Below are 14,200 nucleotides of genomic sequence, written 5' to 3'. Positions count from 1 at the left end.
GAGGGCGGCTGGCGAAACGGAGGTGGGGAGAACCCCACCCCGGTCGTACGGAAAAGCCGGACGCCGTACGGCAAGGGGCCCGGCACCGGTCGTTTGGTAACCTAAGTATTGACGCGTTCTTGACGTTCCCTTTGCCAAGGACGCTTCTTTTGCCCTGCCGCATCGCACCGACCCCAGCAGGAGGAACGGGCCCATCGGACACGCAGACACCTTGATAGCCATGGGCGGCGCCTTCCTCGCCGCCGCCGTCCTCGCCCGCCTCGGCGGCCGCATCGGACTCCCCACCATCCCCCTCTTCATCCTGGCCGGGATCCTCCTCGGCCCCCACACCCCCGGCGTGGTCCTGGTCTCCGACCCCCACGACCTGGAGATGCTCTCGGCGCTCGGCCTGGTCCTGCTGCTCTTCTACCTGGGCCTGGAGTTCCACCTGGACGATCTCCGGACGGGCGGCCGCAAGATGGCCCTCGCCGGAGGCACCTACCTCGCCCTGAATGTCGGCGCCGGCCTGGGCTTCGGATTCGCGCTCGGCTGGGGCACCTCCGAAGCGCTGGTCCTCGCCGGGGTGCTCGGCATCTCGTCCTCCGCGATCGTCACGAAGGTCCTGGTCGACACGGGCCGGCTCGGCAATCCGGAGACCAGGCCGATCCTCGGCATCATCGTCGTCGAGGACATCTTCCTCGCGCTCTACCTGGCGGCCCTGCAGCCCGTCCTGTCCGGCGCCGACAGCCTCGCGGCGGCGGTCATGGACGGCGGCAAGGCGTTCGGCTTCCTGCTGCTGCTCGCCCTCGTCGCCCGCTTCGGCACGAAGGTCGTCGGGCGGCTCATGGACACCCGGGACGACGAGCTGCTCGTCATCTCCTTCCTAGGCGCCGCGGTCTTCGTCGCCGGGATCTCGGAGTGGTTCGGCGTCGCCGACGCGATCGGCGCGTTCATGGTCGGCCTGATGGTCGGCAGCACGGCGTCCGGCGAACGCGTCCGCAAGCTGGTGCATCCACTGCGGGACGCGTTCGGGGCGATCTTCTTCTTCGCGTTCGGCCTCTCCATCGACCCCGGTGACCTGCCGGTGGTGGTGTGGCCGGTCCTCGCCGCCGTCGCGGTGACGCTCCTGATGAACGTCCTCGCCGGGCTCGGCGCGGCCCGCGTGTACGGCTTCGGGGCGGGCCCCGCGGCCAACATCTCCACCACCCTGCTCGCCCGCGGCGAGTTCGCCCTGATCCTCGCCACGATGGCGGCGGGTGCGGGCCTCGACGCCCGGCTCTCGCCCTTCATCGCGGGGTACGTGCTGCTGCTCGCGGTCCTCGGGCCGCTGGCGGCGGGGCGGTCGGAGTGGCTGGCGCGGATGCTGCCGGGCGGTCGCGACCACGCGCCGGCCGGTCCCGGGCCGTCCGGCAAGGAAGAGCGGGCCTCGGCGGACAGCGTGCCGTAGCCTCACGCCTCCCGGCAGATCAACAGCAGCGCCCTGTCGTCGTTCACGTCCTTCGCGACCGCCTCGATGAGGTGCCAGGCCGCGCCGTGGAAACCACCGGCCACGTACCGGTCGGCCTCACCCGTCAGCCGGTCGATGCCCTCGGCGATGTCGCGGTCGGAGGTTTCCACCAGGCCGTCCGTGAAGAGCATCAGGACGTCGCCGGGGCGCAGCACGCCTTTGACGGGGTCGAACTGTGCGCCGTCGTAGACGCCGAGGAGCGGGCCCCGGCCCGTCTTCTCCTCCCAGCGGCCGCTGCCCGCGCTGAGCTGGAGGCCCGGCGGGTGGCCCGCGGAGAAGAGTTCGTAGTCGCCGGTCTCCAGGTCGAGGACGAGGTGGATGGAGGTCGCGAAGCCCTCGTCCCAGTCCTGGCGGAGCAGGTAGCCGTTGGCGGCGGGCAGGAAGGCGTGCGGGGGCAGGGAGCCGAGCAGGCCGCCGAACGCGCCGGAGAGGAGGAGCGCCCGCGACCCCGCGTCCATGCCCTTGCCCGAGACGTCGGTGAGCACGGCCTCCAGGGTGCGTCCGCCGTTCGTGCGGGCGGCGACCACGAAGTCGCCGGAGAAGGACTGGCCGCCGGCCGGGCGCAGCGCCATCTCGCGGTGCCAGCCGCGCGGCAGCTTCGGCAACTTGCTCTGGACGCGGATGCGTTCACGCAGGTCGAAGAGCATCGTGCCGCCACCGCGCCAGGGCACGCCGACCCGGCTGCGGAACTGGGCGATGAGGAGGCCGAAGAAGCCGCAGGCGGCGACCACGAGGACGGTGCCGGGGGTGACCCGGGAGACGCCTTCGGTGTACGGGCCGAGCTGGACGGACTCGACGATGAGGGCCACCGCCGACGCCGCGTACAGACCGAGCAGGCTGGCGGGGCGCAGGAGCAGGCCGCCCGCGACGATGGGCAGCACGAGGGCGGCGGGCGCGCACCACACGTTGTTGACGATCGTGCAGCACGTGATCACGGGGACGGTCAGCAGGAGTCCGGCCAGGGCGATCCAGTCGGAGCCGTCGCCGCGGAAGTAGTCGACCCCGGACTTGCGCAGCACGATGCGGACCCGGTGCAGACGCTTCTTCATCCGGGCCGTGAACGTCTCGGCTTCCGCACGCCGCTCGCCTCGCTCGCGCCGCGCGCGCCCTTCTCCTCGTACCGCCATTGCTCGTGGACCTTATCCAGCGGGCCGCGCACTTCGCACGGGAGGTCCCAGTTGTCCCCCGTCCCAGGCGCGCCGGGGGCGGGCCGCGACGGGCTCCCCGGAGCGCGGAAATCCTGTCGCAGCAGACCTGTTGCCCTGGTAGTCATGGCATATGACGACAGAGATGCGGGTGCTCGGCAAGGGCGACTGGGAGACGTGGTTCGGGGCTCTGGAGCTCGCGTTCGGAGGCGTCGCGGACTCGGACGACGAGCGGGAGCTGTGGCGCGCGCTCACCGAGTACGACCGGTCGATCGGCGTGTGGGACGGGGAGGCGTGCGTGGGGTCGGCGGGGGCGTTCTCCTTCCGTCTCGCGGTGCCGGGCGGCGCGCTGGTGGACGCGGCGGGCGTGACGATGGTCGGCGTCTCGGCCACGCACCGGCGGCGCGGCATCCTGACGTCGATGATGCGGCGGCAGCTGGACGACGTACGTGCGTGGGGCGAGCCGCTCGCCGTGCTCACCGCGTCGGAGCCGGTCATCTACGGCCGGTTCGGGTACGGCGCGGCCACCCACCAGATGCGGGCCGACATCGACACGACCCGGGTGAGCCTGTCCGTCCCGGCCGGTACGGACGACGTACGCCTGCGGTACGCGAAGCCCGCCGACGTCCACGACGCGTGCGAGGCGCTCTACGCACGCCGGGTGACGGAGCGCCCGGGCATGCTGGCCCGGCAGCCGGGCTGGGAGCGCCTCGGGCTCCTCGACCCGCAGGGCGAGCGCGGCGGCACCTCACCGCTGCAGTGCGTGCTCGCCGAACGGGCGGGTGAGCTCGTCGGGTACGCGCGGTACGCGGTGAAGCCCGAATGGGACTGGCAGGGCCCCAAGGGCGTGGTCCACGTGCGCGATCTGGAGGCCCTGGACCCGGCGGCGTACGCGGCGCTGTGGCGGTTCCTGTTCGACATCGACCTGACGACGTCGGTCCTCGCCCGCAACCGCCCGGTCGACGACGCGCTGCTGCGGCTGGTCTCGGACGTGCGCCGCTGCGACATCTCGGTGCGGGACTCGCTGTACGTGCGGCTCGTGGAGGTCGGTGCGGCCCTCGAGGCGCGTACGTATCAGGCGCCCGTGGACGTGGTGTTCGAGGTCGAGGACGCCTTCTGCCCCTGGAACGAGGGACGTTGGCGACTCACCGGCGACACCAAGGGCGCCTCGTGCGAGCGAACCGACGACACACCCGAACTCGCGCTCTCCGTACGGGAGTTGGGCGCCGCCTACCTCGGCGGCGTCTCCCTGACGTCCCTGGCGGCCGCGGGCCGGGTGCGGGAGCTGCGCCAGGGAGCGCTGACCGAGGCCTCGGTGGCCTTCGCTTCGGACGTCGCCCCGTGGCTGCCGCACGGGTTCTAGGACGTCAGGCGGGCCGCTGGCAGGCCGGGCACCAGAAGAGGTTGCGGGCCGCGAGGTCCGCGGTGCGGATCTCGCCGCCGCAGAGGTGGCAGGGCTGGTTCGCCCTGCGGTAGACGTACACCTCGCCGCCGTGGTCGTCGACGCGCGGCGGGCGGCCCATCGCCTCGGGGGTGTGCTCGGGCCTGACGGTGTCGATGCGGTTGAGGCGGACACCCTCGCGCATCAGGGCGACGAGGTCCGCCCAGATCGCGTTCCACTGCGCCTCGGTGACGTCCTTGCCCGGGGTGTACGGATCGATGCCGTGCCGGAAGAGGACCTCCGCGCGGTAGACGTTGCCGACGCCCGCGATGACCTTCTGGTCCATGAGGAGGGCGGCGATCGTCGTGCGGCTGCGGGAGATGCGGCGGTAGGCCTTCTCCGGGTCGTCCGTGGCGCGCAGGGGGTCCGGGCCGAGCCGGGCGTGTATCGCCTGCTTCTCGTCGTCCGTGATGAGGGCGCAGGTGGTGGGGCCGCGGAGGTCGGAGTGGTACGCGTCGTTCTGGAGCCGGAGGCGGACGGTGTCCGTGGGGGGCGGGGCGGGGGTCGGACCGAGGGTGTACTTGCCGAACAGCCCGAGGTGGACGTGGATCCACCCGGTGTCGGCGAAGCCGAGGAAGAGGTGCTTGCCGTGGGCCTCGGCGGCGTCCATCACCTGCCCGGTGAGCAGGGCGGCGCTGTCGGCGAACTTGCCCTGCGGGCTGCGGACGGTGACCGGTGCGCCGGCGAACCGCTCACGGTGATCGTCCGCGAGGCGGTGGATGGTGTGCCCCTCCGGCACGGGTCCCTCCGGGGGTTGGGCGGTGACGCCGGAGGGGCTGGGATTCAGCCCCTCCGGCGATTGAGGAGCGGGGTCCGGGGCGGAGCCCCGTGGCGGTGCCTACTGCTGGGGGTGCCCGGCGGGAATCGGGGGCAGCTCCCCGGACTCCTCGTACGCGGAGAGCATCTCGATGCGCCGCGTGTGGCGCTCCTCACCCGAGTACGGCGTCGCCAGGAAGATCTCGACGAACTTCGTCGCCTCTTCCTCCGTGTGCATGCGGCCGCCGATCGAGATCACGTTCGCGTCGTTGTGCTCACGGCCGAGCGCCGCGGTCTGCTCGCTCCAGGCCAGGGCCGCCCGCACGCCCTTCACCTTGTTCGCGGCGATCTGCTCGCCGTTCCCGGAGCCGCCGATGACGATGCCGAGTGCCTCCGGGTCCGCGGCGGTCTTCTCCGCGGCGCGCAGGCAGAACGGCGGGTAGTCGTCCTGGGCGTCATAGATGTGGGGCCCGCAGTCGACGGGCTCGTGGCCGTGGCTCTTGAGCCATTCGACCAAGTGGTTCTTGAGTTCGTAGCCGGCATGATCCGAGCCGAGGTACACGCGCATGGGTCCGAGTGTGGCACGCCGGGAGGCGGGTAGCCGCGACCGGGGCGGTTCCTCGATCTCCCAGGTCGGGACCTTGGTCCAGGCCATTCGTCGTAATACAACGATCCGGATTCAGGACTTCCGTCCCGTTCACCCCTGAGTTTGAATGCGGGGGCTCGTGACCCGAGAACTTAAGGATTCGTCCATGACCTCGCAACCCTCCCTTGCGAAGGCAGACAGCACCCCCCATCCCCCTGGGGATCCGCGGTCTGGCGACACCGGTGACCACGGCGACGGCCTGAAAGCGGGTCTCAAGAACCGCCACCTCTCCATGATCGCCATCGGCGGTGTGATCGGCGCCGGTCTCTTCGTCGGCTCCAGCTCCGGCATCGCGGCCGCCGGGCCCGCCATCCTCGTCTCGTACGCCCTCGTCGGCACGATGGTCGTCCTCGTGATGCGGATGCTCGGCGAGATGGCCGCCGCCCGGCCCGCGTCCGGCTCCTTCTCCACCTATGCCGACCAGGCGCTCGGCCGCTGGGCGGGCTTCTCCATCGGCTGGCTGTACTGGTTCTTCTGGGTCGTCGTCCTCGCGGTGGAGGCCACCGCGGGCGCCGTGATCCTGAACGGCTGGATACCCGCCGTCCCGCAGTGGGGCTGGGCGCTCATCGTGATGGTGGTGCTCACCGCCACGAACCTCGTCTCGGTGGGCTCGTACGGCGAGTTCGAGTTCTGGTTCGCCGGGATCAAGGTCGTCGCCATCGGCGGCTTCGTGATCATCGGCCTGCTCGCCGTCTTCGGCGTGCTGCCCGGCTCCGACAACCCCGGCGACGGATTCGCGCACCTCACGGACGCGGGCGGCTTCATGCCCAAGGGCGCGGGCGCCATCCTCACCGGTGTGCTGATGGTCGTCTTCTCCTTCATGGGCAGCGAGATCGTCACGCTGGCCGCCGGTGAGTCCGAGGACCCGCAGCGCGCGGTCACCAAGGCGACGAACAGCGTCATCTGGCGCATCGGCGTCTTCTACCTGGGCTCGATCCTCGTCGTCATCACCCTCCTGCCGTGGAACGACAAGTCGATCACCAAGGACGGCAGTTACGTCGCCGCGCTGAACTCGATCGGCATCCCGCACGCCGGTCAGGTCATGAACGTCATCGTCCTCACCGCCGTGCTCTCCTGCCTCAACTCCGGCCTCTACACCGCGTCGCGCATGGCCTTCTCGCTCGGTCAGCGCGGCGACGCGCCCAAGGCCTTCGCGCGGACCAACTCCCGCGGCGTGCCGCAGGCCGCGATCCTCGGCTCCGTCGTCTTCGGTTTCGTCGCCGTCTGGTTCAACTACCAGTGGAAGGACACCGTCTTCGACTTCCTGCTGAACTCCTCGGGCGCGGTGGCCCTCTTCGTGTGGCTGATGATCAGCTTCACGCAGCTGCGGATGCGCGGGATCATCCTGCGCGAGGAGCCGGAGAAGCTCGTCGTGAAGATGTGGCTCTTCCCGTACCTGACGTGGGTCACGATCGCGATGATCTCCTTCGTGCTCGTCTACATGCTGACCGACGAGACCGGCCGCAAGCAGGTGCTCCTCTCGCTCCTCGCGGCCGCGTTCGTGGTCGTCTTCTCGCTCGTCCGGGAGAAGGTCAGGCCCCGGGACGCCACCGTCGGCGCGGACCGGACCGACGCCTGACCCCGCCGCTCTCCGCACTCCCACGCAGCCCCCGCGGGACCGCCCGCGGGGGCTGCGCCGTACACCGGAGTCCCGGTGGAGCCGCGCAGGAGCCGACGCCGGAGCGCCCCGGCGGTGCGGAATGCTCTTCGTGTCGGACCAGACAACGGAGGCACCCGTGGACTTCACCGCACAGCGATTCGTGTTCCGGCCGGACGACGCCGGATACGGCGAGGAACTCGCCGGAATGCAGACCGGCTTCGCGACGCGGCCCGCCCTCGTCGTCGGCGCCGAGAACACCGACGACGTCGTCGCCGCGGTGTCGTACGCCGCCGGGGCCGGCCTGCCCGTCGGCGTGCGGGCCACCGGGCACGGCGTGCCGGGTGACTCGGAGGGCGGCGTCCTGATCAGTACCCGGCGGATGGACGCGGTCCGGGTGGACCCGCGGGCCCGCACCGTCACCGTCGGCGCGGGCGCCCGCTGGGGCCGGGTCGCCGAGGCCGCGGCGCCGCACGGCCTCGCCCCGCTGAACGGCACCGCACCGAGCGTCGGCGTCGTCTCGTACACGCTCGGCGGCGGACTCGGCATCCTGGGCCGGGAGTTCGGATACGCGGCCGACCACGTCCGCTCGCTCGACGTCGTCACCGCGGACGGCGTCCCGCGCCACGTCACGGCCGAGAGCGACCCGGAGCTGTTCTGGGGCCTGCTCGGCGGCGGCGCGAACCTCGGCGTCGTCACGGAGCTGGAGATCGGCCTGGTGCCGGTGACCAGGCTGTACGGCGGCGCCCTCACCTTCGACGGCACCGCGGTCGACCCGGCCGCCGTGCTGCGCGGCTACGAGGAGTGGACGCGGACCCTGCCCGACGAGCTGACGTCGTCCCTCGCGGCCCTGGTGTACCCGGACCTCCCGGATCTGCCGCCCCACCTGAGGGGCCGCTACCTCGTCCTGATCCGGGTCGCGTTCACCGGCTCGCGGGCCGAGGGCGAGCGGATCGTGGCACCCCTGCGGGAGCTCGGGCCCACCGTGTCCGACACGCTGCGCGAGATGCCGTACGCCGAGAGCCCCACGATCCACGGCGACCCGGACTTCCCGCACGCGTTCTACGGCGACAACGCGGTCCTGAGCGGCCTCGACGCGACGGCGGCCGGTGAGCTTCTGGCGCTGACCGGGCCCCGTGCGGCCGCGATGCACATCCTGCAGTTCAACCACCTGGGCGGCGCCCTCGCACGGCCCGCGGGGAACGCGGTGCCCTACCGCGAGGCGGGCTGGCTGGTCCGGCTCCTCACACCGCTGGACGGGACGGACGTCGAGACCGCCCGGAAGGTGCACGCGGAGGCGTTCGGGCTCGTGGCGCCGCAGACCCTGGGGCGCTCGCTCAACTTCGTCTTCGGCGGCAACGACCGGACCCAGGGGCTGTACGACCCGGAAACGCTGAAGAGGCTCGCCGCGGTGAAGGCCACGTACGACCCGGCGAACCTCTTCAGGCACAACTACAACATCAGCATCGGCATCGGCTGAACGCGGTGACCGCTCAGCGGTCGAGGAACTTCCACGCCGTGGGCAGCGCGCCCATCGCGAGCGCGGCCTTCAGGGCGTCGCCGATCAGGAAGGGCGTGAGCCCGGCGGCGACGGCCTGGGTCAGCGACATGCCGGTGGCGGCGGCCAGGTAGGGGACGCCGACCGCGTAGATGATCGCGGAGCCGAGGACCATCGTGCCCGCGGTGCGCAGCACGGAGCGGTCGCCGCCCCGGCGGGCGAGGGCGCCCACGACCGTGGCGGCGAGCAGCATGCCGAGGACGTAGCCGAGGGAGGGCGCGGCGACGCCGGAGCCCGCCTGCGCGAACCACGGCATGCCCGCCATGCCCACGAGGGCGTACAGGGCGAGCGAGAGGAAGCCGCGGCGGGCGCCCAGCGAGGTGCCGACGAGCAGCGCGGCGAAGGTCTGCCCGGTCACCGGCACCGGGGAGCCCGGCACGGGCACCGCGATCTGGGCGGCGATCCCGGTGAGCGCGGCGCCGCCGAGCACGAGGGCCGCGTCCTTCACGCGGGACGCGGGCAGCAGGTCGGCGAGGACCTGGCCGGGGCGGGTGGTGGCAGCGGCGATGCTCATCGGTGACTCCGCGGGAACGAGGGCAGGTTGGGACGCGTCGACGCTATCCCAGGCCCCCGCGCGGCAACACGGTCACCGGGCGACAACCCCGGGGCCGGGCCTTGGTGGGCTCCGTACAAAGGAACCCATGTACACCTCGGGCGGCGTGATGCTCGTCACGGAGGTCGGCGGGTGGGCGCCTCGTTTTGCGCGAAGGGCTGCCGCGCGGGGAGACTGTAGGGTCCCACCAAAGTTCTGTGAGCCCGAGAGCAGCCTGAGCACCATGCACGACGCACCCCCCGACGCATCGGCACCCGGCACCGGGGATTGTGCGCACCCTTCCCCGAGCGCGGGGCACCCGCCCGCGACGGGAACCGGCCAGGAGCCCCTGGGGGGCGGCCTCAAGCAGCGCCACCTCACCATGCTCGGCCTCGGCGGCGTGATCGGCGCCGGGCTCTTCGTGGGGTCGGGCGCCGGGATCTCCGTCGCGGGCCCCGGCATCGTCGTCTCGTACCTGATCGCGGGCGCGCTCGCGATGTGCGTGATGCGGATGCTCGGCGAGATGTCCGCCGCGATGCCCGCCTCGGGCTCCTTCTCCGTGCACGCCGAACGCGCCCTCGGCCGCTGGGCCGGCTTCAGCGTCGGCTGGCTCTACTGGTTCCTGCTCGTGGTCGTGCTCGCCGTGGAGGCGACCGGCGCCGCGCAGATCGCGAACGGCTGGGCGCCCGCGGTGCCGCAGTGGGCCTGGGTGCTGATCTTCATGATCGTCTTCACCGCGGCCAACCTCACCTCGGTGAAGAACTTCGGCGAGTTCGAGTTCTGGTTCGCGGCCCTGAAGGTCTTCGCGATCGTGGCGTTCCTGGTCCTCGGGCTGCTCGCGGTCTTCGGGGTGCTGCCGGACACGGACCCGGCGGGCCTGACGAACCTCACCGGACAGGGCGGCTTCCTGCCGAACGGCTGGGAGGGCGTCGTCTCCGGAGTCCTCGCCGTCGTCTTCGCGTTCGGCGGTCTGGAGGTCGTGACGATCGCCGCGGCCGAGTCCGACGACCCGGTGCGCTCGGTGGCCCGCGCGGTGCGCAGCGCGGTCTACCGGATCCTCTTCTTCTACGTCGGGTCGATGCTCGTCATCGTGACGGTGCTGCCCTGGACGGCGCAGCGGGCCGGAGCCAGTCCGTACGTGAAGGTCCTGGACTCGATCGGGGTGCCGTCCGCCGGGACGATCATGAACATCGTGGTGTTCGTGGCGCTGCTCTCGGCGCTCAACGCCAACCTCTACGGCTCGTCCCGGATGGTCTTCTCGCTGGCCGAGCGCGGCGAGGCGCCGAAGGCGCTGCTGGCGGTGGGCAGGGGCGGGGTGCCGCGCCGCGCGGTCCTCGTGTCCGTCGCCTTCGGCTTCGTCTCGGTCCTGCTCAATCTGAAGTGGCCGGACTCCGTCTTCCTCTACATGCTCAACTCGGTCGGCGCGGTGCTCCTCTTCGTCTGGGCGCTGATCGCGCTCTCGCAGCTGCGCCTTCGCCGGCGCATCGAGCGCGAGGCGCCGGAGCGGCTGGTCCTTCGGATGTGGGCGTTCCCGTATCTGACGTGGGCGGCGCTGGCCGCGATGGCCGCCGTGCTCGTGCTGATGCTGACGGACGAGGCGGCGCGGCCGCAGCTGCTCTGGTCGGCGGGGGCGACGGGGCTCGTCCTCGCGGTCGCGGGGCTGCGGGAGTGGCGCGAGGTGCACGTTAACAACAGATGAACTTGTTGTGCGTGTTCCTTCACAACGTGTGAGCGTCGTGTCCGTATAGCGGTCAGCTGTTCCCTGTCAGCGGTGCCGCAGCTCAGACTGTGGGCCGCTCTCTCCCCCGTCTCGGCTACTGAACAGGGCACGCCCATGTCTCGGACGTCCACCCCTCAGGACACAGCACCTGACGCAGCACCCAAGGCCGACTCCCCGCTCGTCCACGGCCTCAAGCAGCGGCACCTCTCCATGATCGCCCTCGGTGGCGTGATCGGCGCCGGACTCTTCGTGGGCTCCGGGGCGGGCATCGCCGCGGCAGGCCCCTCGATCGTCCTCGCCTATGCGGTGTCCGGCGCGCTCGTCATGCTCGTGATGCGCATGCTCGGCGAGATGTCGGCCGCGAATCCCGCGTCGGGCTCGTTCTCCGTCCACGCCGAGCGGGCCATCGGCCCCTGGGCGGGCTTCACCGCCGGCTGGGGCTTCTGGTTCCTGCTCTGCGTCGCCGTCGGCCTGGAGGGCATCGGCGCCGCGAAGATCATGGTCGGCTGGTTCCCGGACAGCCCGGAGTGGGCGTGGGTCGCCCTCTTCATGCTGGTGTTCTGCGCCACCAACCTGACGGCCGTGAAGAACTTCGGCGAGTTCGAGTTCTGGTTCGCCGCCCTCAAGGTCGGCGCCATCACGCTCTTCCTCGGCATCGGCGTGCTCGCGATCCTCGGCATCCTGCCCGGTTCCGACACCTCCGCCCCCGGCCTGGAGAACCTCACCGGCGAGGGCGGCTTCATGCCGAACGGCACGGACGGCCTGATCATCGGCCTCCTCGCCTCCGTCTTCGCCTACGGCGGTCTGGAGACCGTCACGATCGCGGCCGCCGAGTCCGAGAACCCGGTCAAGAGCGTCGCCAAGGCCGTGCGCACGGCGATGTGGCGCATCGCCGTCTTCTACGTCGGCTCCATGCTCGTCGTCGTCACGCTGCTGCCGTGGGACAACAAGGAAGTCGTCGCCAAGGGCCCGTACGTGGCCACGCTCGACCACCTGGGCATCCCCGCCGCCGGCGAGATCATGAACGTCATCGTCCTGGTCGCCCTGCTCTCCGCGATGAACGCCAACATCTACGGCGCCTCGCGCATGTCGTACTCCCTGATCGAGCGCGGCCAGGGCCCCCGGGCGCTCGGCAAGGTCTCGGGCGGCGTGCCGCGCCTCGCGGTGCTCGCCTCCTCGGTCTTCGGCTTCGTCTGCGTGCTGCTCAGCTACTGGCGTCCGGACGACGTCTTCCCCTGGCTGCTCAACATGATCGGCGCGATGATCCTGATGGTCTGGATCTTCATCGCCGTCTCGCAGCTGATCCTGCGCCGCAGGACGGAGCGCGAGGCGCCCGAGACGCTGGTCATCAAGATGTGGGCGTTCCCGTTCCTGACCTGGGTGGCGCTGGCCGCGATGGCGTACGTGTTCTACCTGATGACGGACCAGCCGGACACGCGCAAGCAGCTCCTCGCCACGGGCGCGCTGACGCTGGTGCTCGCCGTGATCGGCTTCGTGCGGCAGAAGACGGCGGAGAAGCGGGCGGCGGCGGCCGTCTAGCCGCGCCCTCCGAAGCCCGAAGCCCCGGACCTCGCGGTCCGGGGCTTCGTCGTATGCGCAGATATTCCCACCCGGACCTAGGACGAAGGGCTGATCAACTTCGCGCCGTTCCTGCTGCTAGCCTGCAGTTGCGAAAGACTTGCAATAAGTTGAGCAACACAACAGCGCACCACAGCAGAGCAGCAGTCGGAGGGCTCGGACTCATGGCCATTTACACGCTTCCTGAACTTCCGTACGACTACGCGGCGCTCGAACCCGTCATCAACCCGCAGATCATCGAGCTGCACCACGACAAGCACCACGCGGCGTACGTGAAGGGCGCGAACGACACCCTTGAGCAGCTGGAGGAGGCTCGCGACAAGGAGACGTGGGGCGCCATCAACGGCCTGGAGAAGAACCTGGCCTTCCACCTCTCCGGCCACATCCTGCACAGCATTTACTGGCACAACATGAACAGCCCGAAGGACGGCGGCGGCGGCGAGCCGCTGGCCGCCGACGGTGTCGGTGACCTCGCGGACGCCATCACCGAGTCCTTCGGCTCCTTCGCCAAGTTCAAGGCCCAGCTGACCAAGGCCTCGGCGACGACGCAGGGTTCGGGCTGGGGCGTGCTCGCCTACGAGCCGCTCAGCAACCGCCTCATCGTCGAGCAGATCTACGACCACCAGGGCAACGTCGGCCAGGGCTCGACGCCGATCCTGGTCTTCGACGCCTGGGAGCACGCCTTCTACCTGCAGTACAAGAACCAGAAGGTCGACTTCATCGAGGCCATGTGGGAGGTCGTCAACTGGCAGGACGTGGCCAAGCGCTACGCCGCCGCCAAGGAGCGGGTCAACAGCCTGCTGCTGGCTCCCTGAGTCACGGCCGTCGCCGAGCTTCCCCCGGCGACGGCCGTCGGACGTCCTGCCTCGTGATCGTCTTCTCAACCTTCCCGAGGCGGGCGGACAGAGGAAAGGCCCCCGTGAGGACGTGACTCACGGGGGCCTTTCTGTTGCGGACCCACTCGGGGCTCACTCGAAGTTGGGGCCCTCCGTGCGGGTCCGCTTGATCTCGTAGAAGCCCGGCGTCGACGCCACGAGCAGCGTGCCGTCCCAGAGCCGCGCCGCGGCCTCGCCCTTGGGCGCCGGGGTCACGACGGGACCGAAGAAGGCGATCTGCTCGCCGTTCGCGCCGGGCACGGCGATCACGGGCGTGCCGACATCCTGGCCGACCTTGTCGATGCCCTCCTTGTGGGAGGCGCGCAGCTCCGCGTCGTACGCGTCCGAGTCCATGTGGTCGACCAGCCCCGCGGGCAGACCGACGTCCTCCAGGGCGCCGACGACGGCCTCGCGGGTGGCGCCCTCGCCCCGGTTGTGGAAGCGGGTGCCGAGCGCGGTGTAGAGCGCTCCGGTGATCTCCTCGCCGTGCTCCTGCTGGGCGGCGACGACGACGCGGACGGGGCCCCAGGCCCTCGTCTCCAGCATCTCGCGGTACTCGTCGGGGAGCTCGTCGTGCCTGTTCTCGTTCAGGACGGCGAGGCTCATCACGTGCCAGCGGACCTCGACGTCACGGAGCTTCTCGACCTCGAGCATCCAGCGCGACGTCATCCAGGCCCAGGGGCACAGCGGGTCGAACCAGAAGTCGACGGGGGTCTTGCTGCCGTTCTCGGACATGTCTCTCCCTAGGGAATGCGTTCGCATCTGGCCGGGAAAACGTCAGTGGCGCACCGGGGCATTCCCGGATGTCGGCCGCAGACGGCACATGCGAGGATCGTAGACATTCGTACGAGTGACGCGCGTCATGT

12 protein-coding genes are annotated in these 14,200 nt (G+C 70.8%); 7 read left to right on the top strand and 5 right to left on the bottom strand.

All coding sequences use genetic code 11. The features are described from left to right. Nucleotides 1–220: 220 nt before the first annotated feature. Entirely contained in the window at nt 221–1,426 is a 1,206-nt protein-coding gene (locus tag ACZ69I_RS01470) for a cation:proton antiporter (protein WP_467669200.1), read from the top strand. 2 nt (nt 1,427–1,428) lie between these two features. Here ACZ69I_RS01470 and ACZ69I_RS01465 read toward each other — a convergent pair whose 3' ends face one another. Further along, on the bottom strand, nt 1,429–2,613 hold the full coding sequence (locus ACZ69I_RS01465) for a PP2C family protein-serine/threonine phosphatase (RefSeq protein WP_467669202.1): 1,185 nt from the start codon (nt 2,611–2,613) through the stop codon (nt 1,429–1,431). Nucleotides 2,614–2,764: 151 nt separating this feature from the next. On the opposite strand from ACZ69I_RS01465, the gene ACZ69I_RS01460 reads away from it, so the two are divergent. Continuing rightward, nucleotides 2,765–3,994 (top strand): GNAT family N-acetyltransferase, encoded by a 1,230-nt coding sequence (locus tag ACZ69I_RS01460; protein WP_470829985.1) that lies wholly within the window; start codon nt 2,765–2,767, stop codon nt 3,992–3,994. Between the two features lie 4 nt (nt 3,995–3,998). Here ACZ69I_RS01460 and ACZ69I_RS01455 read toward each other — a convergent pair whose 3' ends face one another. Together ACZ69I_RS01455 and ACZ69I_RS01450 are read right to left on the bottom strand one after the other, a co-directional pair. Beyond that, the gene (locus ACZ69I_RS01455) at nt 3,999–4,811 is read right to left on the bottom strand and encodes an Fpg/Nei family DNA glycosylase (protein ID WP_470829984.1); all 813 of its coding nucleotides are present in this window, start codon (nt 4,809–4,811) and stop codon (nt 3,999–4,001) included. Nucleotides 4,812–4,910: 99 nt separating this feature from the next. Then, on the bottom strand, nt 4,911–5,396 hold the full coding sequence (locus tag ACZ69I_RS01450) for a ribose-5-phosphate isomerase (protein WP_467669208.1): 486 nt from the start codon (nt 5,394–5,396) through the stop codon (nt 4,911–4,913). Between the two features lie 184 nt (nt 5,397–5,580). Between ACZ69I_RS01450 and ACZ69I_RS01445 the strand changes: the two genes are divergently transcribed. Both ACZ69I_RS01445 and ACZ69I_RS01440 read left to right on the top strand, forming a co-directional pair. Beyond that, the gene (locus tag ACZ69I_RS01445; RefSeq protein WP_470829982.1) at nt 5,581–7,053 is read left to right on the top strand and encodes an amino acid permease; all 1,473 of its coding nucleotides are present in this window, start codon (nt 5,581–5,583) and stop codon (nt 7,051–7,053) included. Between the two features lie 226 nt (nt 7,054–7,279). After that, entirely contained in the window at nt 7,280–8,551 is a 1,272-nt protein-coding gene (locus ACZ69I_RS01440) for an FAD-binding oxidoreductase (protein ID WP_470830636.1), read from the top strand. A gap of 13 nt (nt 8,552–8,564) precedes the next feature. Here ACZ69I_RS01440 and ACZ69I_RS01435 read toward each other — a convergent pair whose 3' ends face one another. Next, on the bottom strand, nt 8,565–9,143 hold the full coding sequence (locus tag ACZ69I_RS01435; protein ID WP_361174684.1) for a biotin transporter BioY: 579 nt from the start codon (nt 9,141–9,143) through the stop codon (nt 8,565–8,567). 262 nt (nt 9,144–9,405) lie between these two features. Between ACZ69I_RS01435 and ACZ69I_RS01430 the strand changes: the two genes are divergently transcribed. The 3 genes from ACZ69I_RS01430 to ACZ69I_RS01420 all read left to right on the top strand — a co-directional run bounded on the left by ACZ69I_RS01430 (nt 9,406) and on the right by ACZ69I_RS01420 (nt 13,274). Then, nucleotides 9,406–10,860 carry an amino acid permease gene (locus tag ACZ69I_RS01430; protein WP_470829981.1) on the top strand — a complete coding sequence of 485 codons (1,455 nt, stop codon included), beginning with the start codon at nt 9,406–9,408 and terminating at the stop codon, nt 10,858–10,860. 135 nt (nt 10,861–10,995) lie between these two features. Further along, on the top strand, nt 10,996–12,420 hold the full coding sequence (locus tag ACZ69I_RS01425; RefSeq protein WP_467669217.1) for an amino acid permease: 1,425 nt from the start codon (nt 10,996–10,998) through the stop codon (nt 12,418–12,420). A 203-nt stretch (nt 12,421–12,623) separates the two neighbouring features. Continuing rightward, a complete protein-coding gene (locus tag ACZ69I_RS01420) occupies nt 12,624–13,274 on the top strand; it encodes a superoxide dismutase (RefSeq protein ID WP_470829979.1) in 651 nt (216 codons plus the stop codon). Between the two features lie 153 nt (nt 13,275–13,427). Here ACZ69I_RS01420 and ACZ69I_RS01415 read toward each other — a convergent pair whose 3' ends face one another. Beyond that, on the bottom strand, nt 13,428–14,069 hold the full coding sequence (locus ACZ69I_RS01415; protein WP_470829978.1) for a mycothiol-dependent nitroreductase Rv2466c family protein: 642 nt from the start codon (nt 14,067–14,069) through the stop codon (nt 13,428–13,430). Nucleotides 14,070–14,200 lie beyond the last annotated feature (131 nt).

This window comes from Streptomyces sp. NPDC036815, assembly GCF_055609205.1.
Note: the sequence above shows the minus strand (reverse complement) of the source record. Positions and strands in the feature narration are given on the sequence as shown.

Bases quoted from the DNA above. Each gene is read 5' to 3' on its own strand.
- ACZ69I_RS01435 (WP_361174684.1), bottom strand. From the start codon at position 9,143: ATGAGCATCGCCGCTGCCACCACCCGCCCCGGCCAGGTCCTCGCCGAC.
- ACZ69I_RS01445 (WP_470829982.1), top strand. From the start codon at position 5,581: ATGACCTCGCAACCCTCCCTTGCGAAGGCAGACAGCACCCCCCATCCC.
- ACZ69I_RS01420 (WP_470829979.1), top strand. From the start codon at position 12,624: ATGGCCATTTACACGCTTCCTGAACTTCCGTACGACTACGCGGCGCTC.
- ACZ69I_RS01460 (WP_470829985.1), top strand. From the start codon at position 2,765: ATGACGACAGAGATGCGGGTGCTCGGCAAGGGCGACTGGGAGACGTGG.
- ACZ69I_RS01425 (WP_467669217.1), top strand. From the start codon at position 10,996: ATGTCTCGGACGTCCACCCCTCAGGACACAGCACCTGACGCAGCACCC.
- ACZ69I_RS01430 (WP_470829981.1), top strand. From the start codon at position 9,406: ATGCACGACGCACCCCCCGACGCATCGGCACCCGGCACCGGGGATTGT.
- ACZ69I_RS01450 (WP_467669208.1), bottom strand. From the start codon at position 5,396: ATGCGCGTGTACCTCGGCTCGGATCATGCCGGCTACGAACTCAAGAAC.
- ACZ69I_RS01415 (WP_470829978.1), bottom strand. From the start codon at position 14,069: ATGTCCGAGAACGGCAGCAAGACCCCCGTCGACTTCTGGTTCGACCCG.
- ACZ69I_RS01465 (WP_467669202.1), bottom strand. From the start codon at position 2,613: ATGGCGGTACGAGGAGAAGGGCGCGCGCGGCGCGAGCGAGGCGAGCGG.
- ACZ69I_RS01470 (WP_467669200.1), top strand. From the start codon at position 221: ATGGGCGGCGCCTTCCTCGCCGCCGCCGTCCTCGCCCGCCTCGGCGGC.
- ACZ69I_RS01440 (WP_470830636.1), top strand. From the start codon at position 7,280: ATGCAGACCGGCTTCGCGACGCGGCCCGCCCTCGTCGTCGGCGCCGAG.